Raw genomic sequence first — 16,285 nt, 5'->3', positions numbered from 1 at the left:
GCAGCGGGTCCGGTTCACCGTCGCCGGTCTGCCCCCGATCGACGGCGTCGTCGACCTGGCCGGCCTCCCGACCTACGTCGGTGTCCGCACCCCCGACGTAGGTCTACCGGTTCCTCCACTCCGGCGCCGAGCGCGGCGACGCCCTGGTCCTCGGCCACCACGTCTTCGCCCCCGGACAGGACCCGGCCCGGAGCGAGCGAGCCTGGCAGGACTGGCTGGCCGCCCTTCCCGTCGGCTGACCCGACGACAGGAACGCCCGGCGGACGGGCCCGGCCCGGACGCCCGGTGGACGGGGGCCGATCCGGACGCCCGGCAGGCGGTGCCCGGTGGGAGCCGGGCCGGCCCCGCCGGGCGTCCGGGTGTGGTCAGGGCGTGGGGACGAGGCGCCGGTGCGCGTCGATTACGGGATCACCGCCCTGGGCCGTACCCTGCTTCCGATCCAGCAGGCGATCAAGAACTGGGCCGAGACACATCGAGCAGGTCCATCGCGCCCGCGCCGCGTACGGCCGGGGCGGCGCCGGCTGACCGCCGCGCGCCGACGCGGACGGGGTGTGGCCTGGGCGACACAGTCGGCCGGCGCTTGTTGCATGAGATTGGCAATTGCGGAATGCTGGCGTTAGTGGCCGGCTGCCCCCGGCACGCGATGGTCCAGACCATCGCCGGGGCGTCCGCCCGCTCGTGACCGTGGACCGCCGCGGGCACGGTCGGTCAGATCAGGACGCCGGCCCCGGCGTGACGCCGGGCGGTCGCGCGAAGAACAGACCCGGGAGCATGTGATGGGTACGCCTGTGTCCAAGCGCGTGGCGGCGGTGGCCGTCGCCGGTGTCCTCGCCGTGGCCGGCTGTTCCTCGCCGGCGACCACGTCGACGGGCGCGGCCGGCGCCGGCACGCTCGTCGTGGCGACGGCGGGTGAGCCGGACGCGTTGAACCCGGTGCTGAACTACGGCGTCGACGGCGGCTCCCTGATCTTCGACGGGCTGGTCGCCCGCGACGCCCGCAACGAGCTGATGCCGGCGCTGGCCCGGGAACTGCCGACCGTGTCGGCGGACGGCAGGACGGTCACCGCGAAGCTGCGCGACGGCGTGCTGTTCCACGACGGCAGCCCGTTCACCGCCCAGGACGTGGTCTTCACCTACCAGGCGGTGCTGGACCCGAAGGTCGACTCCACGCTCCGCTCCGACCTGGACATGCTCGCCTCGGTCACCGCGCCCGACCCGTCGACCGTGGTGTTCACCCTCAAGTACGCCTACGCGCCCTTCCCGCAGCGGCTGGCCCTCGGGATCGTGCCGGCCAAGGCGCTGGCCGGGCAGGACATCAACAAGGCCGAGTTCAACCGCAAGCCGGTGGGCACCGGCCCGTACCGGGTGACGTCGTGGACCCCGGGCGACCGGCTCGTGCTCGCGGCCAACGAGAGCTACTGGGGCGGCAAGCCCGCCAACGGCGGCGTGGTGGTGGCGTTCGTCGCCGACGACAACGTACGCGCGCAGCGGATGCGGGCGGGGGAGTTCGACGTGGCGGAGCTGGCGCCGAAGCTGACCACCGGCTTCGACGGGCAGGCCGGCTACCGGGTGCAGCGGGTGCCCACCGCCGACTACCGGGGTGTGATGCTGCCGATGGGCAACCCGGTCACCGCCGACCTCGCGGTGCGGCAGGCGCTGAACGCGGCGGTGGACCGCGCGGCGATGGTCACCGGGCTGCTCGGCGGGGCGGGCGAGCCCGCGTTCGGGCCGGTCCCGCCGACGTCGGAGTTCGCCGAGCCGTCGATCGCCGGCAAGCCCGCCGCCGACCCGGCCGCCGCGACCGCCGCCCTCGACGCCGCCGGCTGGAAGCCGGGCCCGGACGGAATCCGCGTCCGCGACGGCCGGCAGGCGGCGTTCGCCCTTATGTACCCGGCCACGGACAGCCTCCGCAAGGAACTCGCCCTCGCGGTGACCGCCGACGCGAAGAAGGTCGGCATCAAGATCACTCCCGAGGGTCTGACCTGGGACGCGATCACCCCCCGGATGAAGAGCGACGCGCTCGTCATGGGCTACGGCACGCCGTACGACCCGGACTTCGTCTCCTACAAGCTCTTCGGCTCCGCCTTCGCCGGCCAGGGCTTCTTCAACCCCGGCTCCTACCGCTCGCCCGTGGTGGACAAGGCGTTGCAGGACGGTCGCGCCAACGCCGATCCGGCCGCCCGCAAGGCCGCGTACGCCACGTTCCAGAAGCAGCTCGCCACCGACATGCCGTGGGTGTTCCTCACCTACCTCCAGCACACCTACGTGGTCAAGGACGCCGTCGCCGGGGTGACCCCCCGGGTGGAGCCGCACGAGCACGACGTCGCCAACAGCCTCTGGTGGAACATCCACACCTGGACGAGGAAGTCGTGACGACGCCCGCCCCGACAGCCGCGCCGGCCCCGGCGAGGCCCACCCCCCGGCGTCGGACGCGCCGGATGGCGGGAGCCGGCGCGGTGGTCCGCCGACGGCTGCTGGTGGCCGTGCCCATCCTCGCCGCCACCAGCGTCGGCATGTTCGCCCTCGGCGCGGCCTCGCCCATCGACCCCGCCCAGCAGTACGCGGGCGCGGCGGCGTTCACCACCAGCGAGGAGAACCTGGCGCAGATCCGCGCCAACTGGGGTGTCGACGACCCGCTGCCGGTGCAGTACCTGCGCTGGGTGGGCAACCTGCTCCAGGGCGACCTGGGCTGGTCCACCAGCCGCCACGAGCCGGTCACCTCTGTGCTCGCCGCCCGCGCCGGCTGGACCCTGCTGCTCGTCGGCGCCGCCCTCGCCCTCGTCCTCGTGGCGAGCCTGCTGCTGGGCACGCTGGCCGCGTACCGGCGTGGCGGTTGGTTCGACCGGGCGCTGCGCGCCACCGCGTACGCCGTGCAGTCGATGCCGGTGTTCTGGATCGGGCTGGCCGCGATCGCCCTGTTCGCCCTCACCCTCGGCTGGCTGCCGGCGGGCGGGCTCACCGACATCACCGCCACCGGCACCGACCCCGCCGACGTGGCCCGGCACCTGATCCTGCCGGTGGGCGTGCTGGCGATCGCCCAGACGCCGTGGTTCGTCCTGTTCATCCGGGACGCCGTCGCCGACAGCCTCCGCGACGACCACGTGCTCGCCGCCCGGGCCCGGGGCCTGCCCGGCCGCACCGTCCTGTTCGGCCACGCCCTGCGTACCGCGCTGCTGCCGTTCCTCACCCTCGTCGGCACCCACCTGCCGGAGCTGATCGGCGGCGCCGTCCTGGTGGAGACCGTGTTCTCCCTGCCCGGCCTCGGCGCGGTCACCGTGCAGGGCGCGCTGGGCAGCGACTTCCCGCTGCTGGCCGCCACGACCCTGGCCACCACCGTCGTGGTGCTGGCCGCGAACCTCGGCACCGACCTCGCCTACGCCGCCGCCGATCCCCGGGTACGCCTCGATGACTGACCTCGCCCTGCCCCTGCGGGTCCGGCGGCCGAAGCCGCGTACGGGCCGGGTCGGCGCCGCCGTCGCCTGGGCCGTGCTCGTCGGCGCGGGCCTGGCGTGCCTCCTCGCCCCCGTCCTCTGGCCGCTCGACGAGAGCGCCGTGGACCTGGCCCGGACCCGGCTCGCGCCCTCCTGGGCGCACCCGGCCGGCACCGACGACCTCGGTCGCGACGTGGCCCACCGCAGCCTCTACGGCCTGCGGGTCTCGCTGCTCGTCGGCGCGGTCGCCGCGCTCGTCGCCACCGTGATCGGCGGCCTCGTCGGCGCGGTGGCCGGCACCCTCGGCGGCTGGGTCGACCGCGTGCTCATGCGGGTGGTCGACACCATCGCGGCGCTGCCGCACCTGCTGCTGGGCATCTTCATCGTCGCGATGCTGCGGCCGAGCCTGGGCGCGGTGATCCTGTCGATCGGGCTGACGCACTGGCTCTCCACCGCCCGCATCGTCCGGTCCGAGCTGCTCAGCCTGCGCACCCGGCCGTTCATCGACGCCGCGATCTCCGGCGGCGCCAGCCGGGCCCGGGTGATCACCCGGCACCTGCTCCCGCACGTGCTGCCCCGGTTGGCGCTGGCCACCACGCTGATGGTGCCGCACGCCGTCTGGCACGAGACCGCGCTGTCCTTCCTCGGCCTCGGCCTGCCCCCGCACCTGGCCTCGATCGGGAACATGATCAACGACGGGCAGCGGTCCCTGCTCACCGGCGCCTGGTGGGCCAGCATCGTGCCCGGCCTGCTCCTCGTCGTCGTCACGCTGGCCCTGGCGGCCCTCACGGGCCGGTGGCGCGACCGCCTCGACCCGCGCGTACGAGCGGAGCTGAACCTGTGACCACCACCCGCGAGCCCGCCCCCGCCGACACCATCGCCCCGACCGGCACCGGCGAGACGGCCGGCAGCGCCGGCACGGGTGGCCCCGCCGCCGACGGTCGGCCCGGCCTGCTGGAGGTCGACGGGCTGACCGTCCGCTTCCAGCTCCGCGACGCCGTAGTGCAGGCCGTCACCGACCTGCACCTGACCGTCCACCCGGGCGAGCTCCTGGCGGTGGTTGGGGAGTCCGGCTGCGGCAAGTCGGTGCTCGCGCACGCCCTGCTCCGCCTGCTCCCCGGCAACGCCACCGTCACGGGTCACGCCCGCCTGCGCCCGCCCACCGGGGCGCAGGTCGACCTGGTCGGCTCCTCCGAGCGCCACCTAGCCCGCGCCGTGCGCGGCCGCGCGGTCGGGCTGGTGCCGCAGAGCCCCGCCACCGCCCTGACCCCCGTACGGACGGGCCGGCGGCTGCTGGAGGAGACCCTGCGCGCCCACGGGCACACCCGGCGCGAGGCGCCCGCGGCGGCCGAGCGGGTCGCCGCCGAGGTGGGCCTCGACCCCGCCGACCTCGACCGCTACCCGCACGAGCTCTCCGGCGGCATGGCCCAGCGCCTGGCCACCGCCCTCGCCCTCGCCCCCGACCCGCCGCTGCTGCTCGCCGACGAGCCCACCACGGGCCTGGACCGGCCTCTGGTCGACCACACCCTCGACCTGCTGCGCCGCCGCTGCGACGCCGGCGGCGCCGTCCTGCTCATCACCCACGACCTGGCCGCCGCCCGCCGGGTCGCCGACACGGTCGCCGTCATGTACGCCAGCCGGATCGTGGAACGGCGGCCGACGGCCGAGTTGTTCGCGGCGCCCGCCCACCCGTACACCGCCGGTTTGCTCGACGCCCTGCCCGAGCGGGCCTTCCGGCCCGTTCCCGGCCATCCGCCGATGCTCACCGACCTGCCTCCGGGCTGCGCCTTCGCCCCGCGCTGCGACCGCGCCACCGACGTCTGCCGCACCCCGCCCGCGCCGGCGGGTGGACCGGGCAGAGTCGCCTGCCACCACCCGCTGACCCTCGGAGCGCCGGCATGACCAGCACCGCCGGGAGCGCCGGCATGACCAGCACCGCCCTCGCGGCCCACGAGGTCGCGGTCTCCTACGGCGGCCGGCGCGTCCTCGACGGCGTCGACCTGCGCGTCGCGCCCGGCGAGACGGTCGGCCTGCGCGGGCCCTCGGGCAGCGGCAAGTCCACCCTCGCCAGGGTGCTGGCCCTGCTGCACGCCCCCGAGGCCGGCCACGTCACCCTCGACGGCCACCGGGTGGCGGGCGCCCGGCACCGGGTGCCCGCCGCCGTCCGTACCCGCGTCGCGATCCTGTTCCAGAGCCCCCGCGCCGCCACCGACCCCCGGCTGGGCCTCGCCGACATCATCGCCGAGCCGCTGCGCGCCACCGGCACGCCCGAGGAGCCGGCGCGGGCCCGGGCGGCGGAGCTGGCCGACCTCGTCGGCCTCACGCCCGACCTGCTCGCCCGCCGCCCGCACGCGGTCAGCGACGGGCAGCTGCAACGCGCCTGCCTCGCCCGCGCGCTCGTGCACCGGCCCGACTACCTGCTCTGCGACGAGGCCACCGCCATGCTCGACGCCTCCACCCAGGCGCACCTCGCGGCCGTCATCACCGACTACCAGCGGCAGCACGCCGCCGGGGTCCTGCTCATCACCCACGACCCGGCGCTGATGGCCCGCTGGGCCACCCGGGTGGTCGACCTGCCGACCGCTGCGCAGCCCTGACCGGCGCACCCTCCGGACAGCCTTCGGTGGACAGTCCCTGACGGTGTTCGTCACGTGACTTTCGGGGCGGTCGGCGGCTAGGGTGACGCTGCCGTGGTGCTCGGGAAGCCGGTGGAAGACCGGTGCGGCCCTCGCCACTGTGATCGGGAAGTTCGCGGCCCTCGTCGTACGAGGTCACTGGGCGTAATCCGCCTGGGAAGGCCGGCCACGGACGCACCTCCCGTCAGCCAGGAGACCGGCCACGGCACTGCGATGACCCGTCCACGAGGTGTTGGAAGGCGGTCCCGATGCGCGTGCGCGCTGTGCGGTCCACCCTGTCCCGGCGCGTTGCCGCGCCACTGTCCGTCCTTGTCGTCCTGCTCGCCGGCTGCGCCACGGACGACCCGGCCACGACGCCCCGGCCGTCCGCAGCCCCGGTCGCGCTGACCAACTGCGGTACGCCGGTAACCGTCGCCGCCCCGCCCGAGCGGGCGGTGACCCTGAACCAGCCCGCCACGGAGATCATGCTGGCGCTCGGCCTCGCCGACCGCATGGCCGGCACGGCGTACCTGGACGACGCGATCCTGCCGGAGCACGCCGCCGCGTACGCCGCCGTGCCGGTGCTGTCAAACAGGTACCCGGCGAAGGAGAAGCTGCTGGAGGCGGCGCCGGACTTCGTCTACGCCTCGTTCCACAGCGCCTTCGGCGACGAGGGCGTCGGCGACCGCGCCGCGCTCGCGGGGCTCGGCATCGGCACGTACCTGTCGCCCGCCGGGTGCCCGAAGCAGCACCGGCCGGCGAAGCTGACCGTCGAGGACGTGTTCGCCGAGATCCGTGAGGTGGCGGCCGTCTTCGGGGTGCCGGAGCGGGCCGAGAAGCTCATCGCCGACCAGCGGGCCCGGATCGCCACGGCCGCCGCCCGGATCGGCGGCGCGCGGGACGTGTCCGTGCTCTGGTGGGACGCCGGCACCGACGCCCCGAGCGTGGGCGCCTGCTGCGGCAGCCCCAACATGATCATGTCGGCGGTCGGGGTGGGCAACGTGTTCGGCGACCTCACCGGCGGCTGGGCCGACACCAGCTGGGAGGCGGTCGTGGACCGCGACCCCGGCGTGATCGTGCTGGTCGACGCGGGCTGGGACGCGGCCGCCGCGAAGCGGGCCTTCCTGACCCGCCACCCCGGCCTGAAGGAGCTGCCGGCGGTGGCCCGGCAACGGTTCGTCGTCATCCCGTTCTCCTCGACCTCCGCCGGGGTGCGCGTCGTGCTCGGCGTCGAGGCGCTCGCCACGGGCGTGGCGCAGCTCCCCGCCGGGGCGGACCGCTGACCGCCGTGGCCCGCCGCACCGACCCCGGACCAGCTCGCCGCACCGCCCCCGACCCGACCCGCCGCGCCGGCCCCGGGTCCGCCGACCGCGTCGCCCCCGCCGGCGCCCGCACGGCCAGCCCGCTCGGCCTGGTGGTGCTGCTGGTCGCCCTGCTGGCCGGGCTGGTCGTGTCGATCGGGGTGGCCGTCACCGTCGGGCCGGCCGACATTCCCGTGTCGACGGTCTGGTCGGTCGTGGCCGACCGGCTGGGACTCCCGCACGCCGAGGTGCCGCCGCTGCGCGAGCACATCGTCTGGCGGCTGCGCCTGCCCCGGGTGCTCGGGGCCGCCGCCGTGGGAGGCGGGCTGGCGGCCGTCGGCGCGGTGATGCAGACCGTCACCCGCAACCCGCTGGCGGACCCGTACCTGCTCGGGGTCTCCTCGGGGGCGTCGCTCGGCGCGGTCGCGGTCCTCGTCCTGGGCTTCGGCGGCGGGGTCGCCGCGCTCACCGGGGGCGCCTTCGCCGGGGCGCTGGCCGCGTTCGCGGTCGTGGCCGCGGTGGCCGGCCGGCGGGCGGCACTGGCCCCCACCAGGGTGGTGCTGGCCGGCGTGGCCGTCGCGCAGCTCTGCGGGGCGGCGACCTCGTTCGTCATCATCTGGGTCGCCGACCCGCACGCCACTCAGAGCATCACGTTCTGGCTCTCCGGCTCGTTGGCCCGCGTCGACTGGGCCGCCCTGGCCTGGGCCGCGCCGGTCCTGGCCGCCGTGCTCGCCCTGGTGGCGGCGTACGCCCGCACGCTCAACGCCTTCGCCTTCGGCGAGGACGCCGCGGCGACCCTCGGCGTCCCCGTCACCCGGGTCCGGTGGCTGCTGCTGGTCGCCACCGCGCTGCTCACCGCGGCGCTGGTCGCCGTCAGCGGCGCGGTGGGTTTCGTCGGGCTGATCCTGCCGCACGCCGCCCGGTTCCTCACCGGGGCGGACCACCGGCGCCTGCTGCCCGTCGTCGTCCTCGCCGGGGCGATCTTCCTGGTCTGGGTGGACACCGCCGCGCGGACCCTCTTCGCGCCCCGGGAGCTGCCGGTCGGCGTGCTGACGGCGCTGCTCGGGGTGCCCGCCTTCGTGGTGCTGCTGCACCGCCGGAAGGTGCGTGGCTGATGCTCACCGTCACCGGCGTGTCCTGGTCCGTCGCGGCCCGGCGGATCCTCGACGACGTCACCTGCGCGGTGCCGGCGGGCAGCCTCGTCGGGCTGCTCGGCCCCAACGGCTGCGGCAAGACCACCCTGCTGCGGATCGTCGCCCGGCTCGCCGCGCCGGACGCCGGGTTGGTCACGGTCGGCGGCGACGACGTCGCCGCCCTGCCCCGGGTCACGCTGGCCCGCCGGACGGCGCTGCTCGCCCAGCACGCCGACACGGACCTGGACCTCACCGTCGGCGAGGTGGTGCTGCTCGGCCGTACGCCCCACCGCGGCTCGCGCTGGTCCGACAGCGGCGCCGACCGCGCCGCGGCGGCGGACGCGCTGACCCGGGTGGACCTGGACGGGTACGCCGGGCGCCGCTGGCACACCCTCTCCGGCGGCGAGCGGCAGCGGGTGCAGCTGGCCCGCGCCCTGGCCCAGCAACCGCAGCTGCTGTTGCTCGACGAGCCCACCAACCACCTCGACATCGGCCACCAGCTGCACCTGCTGCACCTGGTGCGCCGCTCCGGGGTCACCACCCTGGCCGCGCTGCACGACCTCAACCTGGCCGCCATGTTCTGCGACGCGGTGGTCGTCCTGGCCGCCGGGCGGGTCGTCGCCGCCGGTACGCCCGCCGAGGTCCTCACCCCCGGGCTGCTCGCCGACGTCTACGGGGTGCGGGCCGACGTCGCGACGCACCCGGGCACCGGACGGCCCGCCATCACCTACCACCCGCCGGCGCCATGACCGGCGCCGCGTGAGGCACCCTCAGTCGGGCCCCGCGCGCCGGACCCGACCGTCGCCGGGGGCGGCGGAACCATCAGGGGTGGTGGGATCGGCGCGGCCGGCGGCGGCCAGGAAGGAGTTGTAGCGGGCCAGGTCGTCCGGCTCGCCGGTGGCCTCGGCGCGGGCGGCGGCCCGGTCGAGGCGGGCCTGTTCCCGCCGGTCGGCGCGGATCCACTGGCGGACCAGCACGACCAGGACGACCGCGGCGGGGATCTCCCCGAACGCCCAGGCGATGCCCGCGCCCAGCCGCTGGTCCTCCATCAGCGACGACGCCCAGTCCGGGTGGACGGCGACGTACCAGTCCGGGGCGATGAGGCTGGTGGTCTGCATCAGCACGAGGCCGAAGAAGCCGTGCGCCATCATCGACGCGAGGTGGATGATCACCAGGAGGGGGTGGGCGAGCCTCGGCCGACCCGGGTCGACCCCGATGAGCACCCAGAACAGCAGGTACCCGGCGACCACGAAGTGCGTGAGCATGGCCAGGTGCCCGAGGTGGGAACGCATCAGCGTGCCGAGCAGGTCGCTGAGGTAGAGACCGAAGAGGCTGCCGGCGTAGATGCCCAGCGCGACCAGGGGGTGGGTGAGCAGCCTCGCGGGCCGGCTGTGCAGCGCCAGCAGCAGCCACTCCCGGGCCCCACGGACCTGCGGGTCGGTGGGGCGGCGCAGGGCGCGCAGCGCGAGGGTGACCGGGGCGCCGCCGACGAGCAGGATCGGCACCAGCATCGACAGCACCATGTGCTGCACCATGTGGGCGCTGAACAGCACGTACGCGTAGCGGGCCACGCCCAGGTTGGTGACGGCGGCCAGCAGCAGCAGACCGGCCGACCAGCTCGCGGTCCGGGCCAGCGGCCAGCGGTGCCCGGCCCGGTGCAGCCGCCACACCCCGGCCAGGTAACCGCCGATGCCGAGGACGGTGAGGGTCAGGAAGAACATGTCCGGCAGCGGCTGGCCCACCAGGCGTTCCGGGGTCGGCGCGGCGGGCATCGGGAAGCCGAGCAGCTCGGTGATCGGGTCGGCGTCGAGCGGATCCTGCGCCACCGGGGTGGGGCTGCGGGACAGCGCCACGGCCAGCCCGACGGTGGCGGCGAAAACGACCACCTCGCCGGCGGCCAGCCGGGCGAACGCGCCGCGCCGGCCCGCGCGCAGGGCCGGCAGGGTCCGCGACCGGTGCACGGCGCCCAGGGTGCCCAGGACCGCCAGGGCGACGAGCTTGCCGAGGACCAGCCAGCCGTACCGGGACTGCCAGAGCTGGGACACGTCGCCGAGGCGTACGGCCGCGTTGGCCGTTCCGCTCACCGCGACGGCCACGAAGCAGCCCAGGGCGAGGCGGCCGTACCGGTCGGCGGCGTCGGCCAGTTGCCGGCTGCGGCGGACCATCAGCAAGGCCACCAGCCCGCCGACCCAGAGGGCGGCGGCCAGCACGTGCAGGGCGAGGCTGGACACCGCGATCTGGTGGTTGCCGGCCCCGGCGGCGTGCCCGGTGAACGCCGGCGGCAGCACCCCGACCAGCGCGATCAACGCCGTCGCGGCGGCGAGCCCGCGTGAGACGCCCACCCGGGCCAGCACCGCCACCGCCAGCGCCAGCCCCGCCTGGAGCAGCAGTGCCCGCCCCTGCGAGATCGAGGAGGCGAAGCTGACCACGGTGGGGACGCCGAGTTCGTCCACCGGGACGCCGAGCAGGTCCGAGACCGTCAGCACGATCAGCGTCACCGCGGCCGCCGCCCAGCCCGCCGCCGCCGCGCCCGCGCGGCGCAGCAGCAGCCAGCCGTACGCCGAGACGCTGCGCCCGTCGCCGGGCAGCAGGAAGGCCGCCGTCACCACCATGCCGACCGTCAGGGTGGCGAGGCCGTCGGCGAGCAGCCGGACCACGGGCAGCGCCCACGTCGTGACCGGCCCCGGGTCGGGCAGCCCGGGGATCGCGACCGCGAGCGCGTCGCCGGCACGCAGGCCGAGCAGTAGTACGGCCACCGCCGACGCCACGGCCGCGACGGGTACGAGCCACCCGCCACGCCCCCGGGAGCCGGGACGGAGGTTGGGGCCGGGCGTGGCCGCGACCGGTGCGACGGCGGCAAGCCGGTCGTCCACGTCGGCTTCACCCGCCGTCGTCGCCACGGAGTCGGCGCCCGGGCCCCGGACGGGCTGGGCGGGGCGGGAGGTGGTGTCTGGCACGTCGGTGTCCCTTGGGTTCGGGAGGGCGGTGGTTCGCGTCCGGGGGGCGGCCCGGGGACACGGTCCCGGGGCTTCGAGGGTCGGGGTGCTGCCGGTCAGCGGGCCTCGCGGCGCCGGCGCAGCAGCAGCGCGGCCCCGCCGAGGACGGCCACCAGGACCCCGGCGGCCAGCAGCACGGTGCCCGTCCCGGGGCCGCCCGAGCCGGTCGCGGAGGCGGCGGCGGGGCCGACCGACACGGCGGCCGGCGGCGCGGCGGTGGCGGTCGGCGCGGTGGCGGTCGGCGCGGCGGTCGGCGGGGTGGCGGTCGCCCCGCCGGCGGTGTCGACGCTGCCGGCGACGGTGAAGCGGTACGACCCCTGCACGGGATGCCCGTCGGCGGAGACGATCCGGTAGGCCACGGTGTAGGTGCCCTCGCCCAGCGTCTCGTCGACGGCCACCGTGCCCTTGGTTCCGTCGACGGCGGGCGCACCGGTGGGGACCTTCCGCCGGGCGGCGTCGGTCAGCGCGATGGTGGTGAAGGCCGGGTCGAGCCGCTGCGCGAACTCCAGCGTGACCTGCGTCGGCGGGGTCGTCAGGCGGTCGCCGTCGGCGGGGCTGGCGGCCCGCAGCGTGTTGTGCGCGGCGGCGGGGGCGGCCGGCACTAGCAGCAGTGCGGCGGCGGCCAGCGCGGCGGCGACGAGGGCCGCGGCGGTCGGGCGACGGAACCGGGTGTGCATGTCTGGTGCTTCTCCTGAATGGTGGTGGTGGTCAGCCGAGCGGTTGGCGGCCGAGCCAGCCGCCCTCGGGGCGGCCCGGCGAAAGGCCGGGAAAGGCCCGACTCGGCGGGTACCTGGGCCGGAGTCCGGTCAGGCCGCGCGGCGGTCGGAGACGCGCGCGGAGCCGGGATAGGGCGACGGGAGCAGCCGCAGCCCCGGCGACTCCGTGGGCTCGTCGGCGGGCAGGCTCCAGCGGGGCTCGTCCGGACGGCTGCGCCGCGCCGGCCCGTCGGGGCGCAGCCCCGGGCGGGACAGGGCGACGACGATGACGTAGCCCGCGAGCAGGAAACCGTGGCTGACCAGCCGGGCGGTGTCCACCCGCCCGGTCAGCAGGTCGTTGACCGACAGCAGCGCCAGCATGCCGACGAAGGCGCTCAACATCGGCACCAGCCCGGTCGGCGGCGTGCGCCGGGCCGCGACGAAGAGGAAACCCGCGCCCACAGCGACGTTCCACGCCGCCGACTCGTGCCACAGGTGCCCCGACATCAGCCCGCCGGCCGGGTGCGCGTGGGCGCTCGCCGCGCCGCGGCCGATCTGCGCCAGGCCGAGCACGAGTTGCAGTGCCCCGACCAGACCCAGGACCGCCCGCAGGGTGAGCACGACCCGCTCCCGCCGGCGACGCGGAGGGGGGATGGGAAGCGCGCCGAGGATGACGTCGGTGCGGTCGTCACCGGCGACGGCGACCGACAGCCGGGCCCGGCGGGTCACCGCCGTGGCCCGGTCGTACCACGTCCGGCAGCCGCCGCAGCCGGCCAGGTGGGCCGCCACCGCCGTCCGCTCGGCGGCGGTCTCCTCCCCGTCCAACTGCGCCGACAGCACCTCACGCCACTGCTCACACCCCATGTACCGGTAGTCGTCCCGGACCCGTCGTTGGTTCCCGCGCAGTTTCCTGGACCATCGCCTTCCCGCAGGTCAGGGCGGGCAGGCGGCTCAGCCGGTGGCGTCGCCGCCCCGGCCCGTGTCCGGCTCCGACCAGCTGCGCACGGCGGCGACCAGATCCTCCCGGGCCCGGGCCACCCGGGAGCGGATGGTGCCCACCGGGCAGCCGCACACCTCCGCGGCCTCGGCGTAGGACAGGCCGAGAACCTGGGTGGCGACGAACGCCTCCCGCCGGTCCCTGGGCAACGCCGCGATGAGGCGTTCGAGCACGACCTGCCGGTCGAAGCCGCTGCGCGCCGGGTCGGGGACGTCGTACCCGTCCGGCATCGGCACCGTGCGCGGCCGTGACGTCACGGTGCGGACGTGGTCCGCCGCGACCCGGCGGGCGATGGCGAGCAGCCACGTCCGCGTCGAGGAGCGCCCGGCGTACGACGGCAGCGACCGCATCGCCCGCAGGAAGGTCTCCTGGGTCAGGTCGTCCGCCTCGCGGGGCGCGACCAACGCGGCGAGGAAGCGGCGGACCTGCTGCTGCGTCGCCCGGACGAAGCAGGCGGCGGCCGCCCGGTCACCCCGGCCGGCGGCCAGCGCCCACGCGGTCAGTTCCGCGTCGTCAGCCATCCGGCACCTCCGTGTCGGGCCGCCGGAGAGCGGGTGCCCCGACGACAATCACGACAGGTCGTAGTAGTGACTGGTCGGCAGCGTACCGCAGGCGGCCCGGTGGTGGCCCTCTTCGACGTCCCACCTCCGGGTGCCACCGCGCCCGTCGCCGGGGGCTGTCTAGCATGGACGGCCCCGCCCGACCGTCGAAGCAGGCAGCCCATGACCGGTACGGTTTTCGAGAACGCCCGGATCCACACGCTCGACCCCGCCCGCCCACACGCCGAGGCGATGCTGGTACGCGGCGAGCGGATCGTCGCCGTCGGAGACGCCGACGAGTGCCGCGACCGCGCCGGCGCCGGGGCGCGCCGGGTCGACCTCGCCGGGATGGCCGTGCTGCCCGGGCTGATCGACAGCCACCTCCACTCTGCGCTCTACGTGCGCGGCCTGGAGCAGGTGGACCTGCGCGGCACGACGAGCCTCGACGAGGCGTTGACCCGGATCGGGCGGCACGCCGCCACCCTGCCGCCCGACGCCTGGCTCTTCGGGGGGCGCTGGGACAGCCACAAGTGGGACCGGCCGGTGCAGCCGACCCGGGCCGAGCTGGACCGCGTCTGCCCGGACCGGCCCGCCGTGCTGCCCAGCATCGACGGGCACACCACCTGGGTCAACACGGCCGCCCTCCGGCGGCTCGGCATCGACGCCGACACCCCCGACCCGGTCGGCGGGCAGATCGTCCGCGACGAACGCGGCGAGCCGACCGGCATCCTGCGGGAGGCGGCGGGGGACGCGGCGTACGACGTCATGCGCTCCTCGCTCGCCGGCGACCTGGTCACGCAGCTGCGTACCCACCTGCCCCGGCTGCTCTCCGTCGGCCTCACCAGCATCCACGACCTCGACGGTCAGGACTGCCGGGCCGCCTACGAAACCCTGTACGCCCGGGGCGAGCTGCCGCTGCGGGTGCACAAGTCGATCCCGTCGACCGCGTTGGACGAGGTGATCGACCTCGGCTGGGCGACCGGCGACGGGAACCGCTGGCTGAGCACCGGCCCGGTCAAGATCTTCACCGACGGGGCGCTCGGCTCGCACACCTGCCTGATGACCGAGCCGTACGAGGGCGAGCCGCACAACCACGGCATCGCGGTCACCCCGGCGGAGGAGTTCGAGCGGCTGGTGGCGAAGGCGGCCGGGGCCGGCATCGCCGTCGCCGCGCACGCCATCGGCGACGCGGCGAACCAGATGGTGCTGCGGGCGTACGCCAACTGGCAGGAGTCGGCGCGCACCAACCCGACGGTCGCCGGGGCGGTACGGCGGCTGCGGCACCGGATCGAACACACCCAGCACCTGCGCCCGGCCGACGTGCCGCTGCTCGCCCGGCTGGGCGTGACCGCCTCGATGCAGCCCACCCACTGCACCAGCGACATCCCCCTGACCAGCCGGATGCTCGCCGGCCGGGACCTCGCCTCGTACGCCTGGCGCAGCCTGCTGGACGCCGGCGCGACGGTGGCGTTCGGCTCGGACGCCCCGGTGGAGGACCCGGATCCGTTCTTCGGCATCCACGCCGCGGTGACCCGGCAGCAGCCCGACGGCACCCCGCCCGGCGGCGTGGACCCGCACGAGCGGGTGGATCTCGACACGGCGCTGCGCTGCTTCACCGAGGCCGGCGCGTACGCCTCCTACGAGGAGCACCTCAAGGGGCGGCTGACCCCGGGGATGCTCGCGGACTTCATCGCGCTGCCCACCGATCCGTACCGGGTCGAGCCGGCGGACCTGCGCGACCTCACGGTGGCGCTCACCGTGGTCGGCGGGGTCGTGCGCTGGCAGCGCTGACCGGACCCGCCGCCCGTTGACCGGGGCCGGCCGCCGCCCGCCGCAGACCGACCTGGATGTCGGCGCATGGCGGCGGGCGGGGCCGGCGGTCAGGCGGGCCGCTCGGGCGGCAGGTCGACCACCAACGCCCGGCGATCCGCGGCAGCGATCCTCCGCCGCGCAGGGCCTCGTCGCGGAAGGCCGACTCCAGCGCCCGGGTGTGCTCCGGGCGGGCCAGGGTGGCGCCGTGCACCACGCCGACGAGGACGCGCAGGCCGCCCCGGCGCAGCGGTACCGCCGCGGCGACCTCCCCCGGGGTGCGGCAGACGGCCAACGTGGCGCGGCCCGTGCCGGCGGGCATGCTGAACACCGCGACGTCGCGCGGCGCGGGCACGCGGGCGACCGCGCGCTCCTCGCGGCGTCGCCTGGCCCAGGCCAGCAGCGGTACGGCGGCCAGGCTCGCCACGGAGGCGCCGAGCGCCCACGGGTCGGCGCGCCCGGGTACGACGGGGACGACCACGGACGCCGCCAGCAGGGCGGCCGCCCGGGCGGCGACCAGCGTGTCCACCCGGGGGCGGGTGGACACGCCGTGCAGTCCCGGAAGCAGCACCCAGCCGAGCGGCGTGCTCACCTCGGCCACACCCATCACGAGGGCGTTGCCCGTCGCCCCGGCGAGCGGCGTCCGGGTCGACACCAGCACCCCACTCCGCATCGTCCCGCCCATCCGTCGTCTTCGATCTCTGACGTCGTCGGTCGTGGTCGACGACCGGTCGGCGGGCGCGGGTGAGCCACCAGCCCGGTATCGCCAA

15 protein-coding genes and 1 riboswitch are annotated in these 16,285 nt (G+C 76.1%); of the genes, 10 read left to right on the top strand and 5 right to left on the bottom strand.

Annotated elements, in window-relative coordinates; translation table 11 throughout:
* Positions 1-326 precede the first annotated feature (326 nt).
* The 9 genes from DER29_RS36195 (at position 327) to DER29_RS08945 (ending at position 9,228) form a co-directional block, all read left to right on the top strand.
* Positions 327-620, top strand: a complete 294-nt coding sequence (locus tag DER29_RS36195) for a winged helix-turn-helix transcriptional regulator (RefSeq protein ID WP_370040267.1) — start codon at positions 327-329, stop codon at positions 618-620.
* Positions 621-776: 156 nt separating this feature from the next.
* Positions 777-2,372, top strand: a complete 1,596-nt coding sequence (locus DER29_RS08980) for an ABC transporter substrate-binding protein (RefSeq protein WP_121396927.1) — start codon at positions 777-779, stop codon at positions 2,370-2,372.
* Between the two features lie 65 nt (positions 2,373-2,437).
* Positions 2,438-3,412, top strand: a complete 975-nt coding sequence (locus tag DER29_RS08975; protein WP_121396926.1) for an ABC transporter permease — start codon at positions 2,438-2,440, stop codon at positions 3,410-3,412.
* Positions 3,405-4,274, top strand: coding sequence for an ABC transporter permease (locus tag DER29_RS08970; RefSeq protein WP_121396925.1), 870 nt, complete (start codon positions 3,405-3,407; stop codon positions 4,272-4,274). The genes DER29_RS08975 and DER29_RS08970 overlap by 8 nt, the downstream gene beginning before the upstream one ends.
* Positions 4,271-5,332, top strand: a complete 1,062-nt coding sequence (locus DER29_RS08965) for an ABC transporter ATP-binding protein (protein WP_233599693.1) — start codon at positions 4,271-4,273, stop codon at positions 5,330-5,332. The genes DER29_RS08970 and DER29_RS08965 overlap by 4 nt, the downstream gene beginning before the upstream one ends.
* Entirely contained in the window at positions 5,329-6,027 is a 699-nt protein-coding gene (locus DER29_RS08960) for an ABC transporter ATP-binding protein (RefSeq protein ID WP_121396924.1), read from the top strand. Before DER29_RS08965 ends, DER29_RS08960 begins: the two co-directional genes overlap by 4 nt.
* Before the next feature lie 77 nt (positions 6,028-6,104).
* A riboswitch (cobalamin riboswitch) is annotated at positions 6,105-6,286 on the top strand.
* 28 nt (positions 6,287-6,314) lie between these two features.
* Entirely contained in the window at positions 6,315-7,328 is a 1,014-nt protein-coding gene (locus DER29_RS08955; protein WP_121396923.1) for an ABC transporter substrate-binding protein, read from the top strand.
* Positions 7,329-7,333: 5 nt separating this feature from the next.
* Positions 7,334-8,461 (top strand): iron ABC transporter permease, encoded by a 1,128-nt coding sequence (locus DER29_RS08950; RefSeq protein WP_233599692.1) that lies wholly within the window; start codon positions 7,334-7,336, stop codon positions 8,459-8,461.
* Positions 8,461-9,228, top strand: coding sequence for an ABC transporter ATP-binding protein (locus DER29_RS08945; protein ID WP_121396922.1), 768 nt, complete (start codon positions 8,461-8,463; stop codon positions 9,226-9,228). Before DER29_RS08950 ends, DER29_RS08945 begins: the two co-directional genes overlap by 1 nt.
* A 21-nt stretch (positions 9,229-9,249) precedes the next feature.
* On the opposite strand, the gene DER29_RS08940 is transcribed toward DER29_RS08945, so the two are convergent.
* The 4 genes from DER29_RS08940 to DER29_RS08925 form a co-directional block, all read right to left on the bottom strand.
* Positions 9,250-11,436 (bottom strand): bifunctional copper resistance protein CopD/cytochrome c oxidase assembly protein, encoded by a 2,187-nt coding sequence (locus DER29_RS08940; RefSeq protein ID WP_233599691.1) that lies wholly within the window; start codon positions 11,434-11,436, stop codon positions 9,250-9,252.
* Between the two features lie 95 nt (positions 11,437-11,531).
* On the bottom strand, positions 11,532-12,152 hold the full coding sequence (locus DER29_RS08935; RefSeq protein WP_121396921.1) for a copper resistance CopC family protein: 621 nt from the start codon (positions 12,150-12,152) through the stop codon (positions 11,532-11,534).
* Positions 12,153-12,281: 129 nt separating this feature from the next.
* A complete protein-coding gene (locus DER29_RS08930) occupies positions 12,282-13,034 on the bottom strand; it encodes a zf-HC2 domain-containing protein (RefSeq protein ID WP_121396920.1) in 753 nt (250 codons plus the stop codon).
* An 87-nt stretch (positions 13,035-13,121) separates the two neighbouring features.
* Positions 13,122-13,688 (bottom strand): sigma-70 family RNA polymerase sigma factor, encoded by a 567-nt coding sequence (locus DER29_RS08925; protein WP_121396919.1) that lies wholly within the window; start codon positions 13,686-13,688, stop codon positions 13,122-13,124.
* Between the two features lie 201 nt (positions 13,689-13,889).
* Here DER29_RS08925 and DER29_RS08920 point away from each other — a divergent pair, with 201 nt between their 5' ends.
* A complete protein-coding gene (locus DER29_RS08920; protein WP_121396918.1) occupies positions 13,890-15,497 on the top strand; it encodes an amidohydrolase in 1,608 nt (535 codons plus the stop codon).
* Here the strand turns inward: DER29_RS08920 and DER29_RS08915 are convergent.
* Entirely contained in the window at positions 15,460-16,188 is a 729-nt protein-coding gene (locus DER29_RS08915; protein ID WP_148709994.1) for a hypothetical protein, read from the bottom strand. The genes DER29_RS08920 and DER29_RS08915 overlap by 38 nt on opposite strands.
* Positions 16,189-16,285: the final 97 nt, after the last annotated feature.

It is taken from the genome of Micromonospora sp. M71_S20 (genome assembly GCF_003664255.1).
GTDB lineage: Bacteria > Actinomycetota > Actinomycetes > Mycobacteriales > Micromonosporaceae > Micromonospora.
The sequence above is the reverse complement of the archived record's forward strand: the minus strand, read 5'-3'. Positions and strand labels throughout refer to the sequence as shown.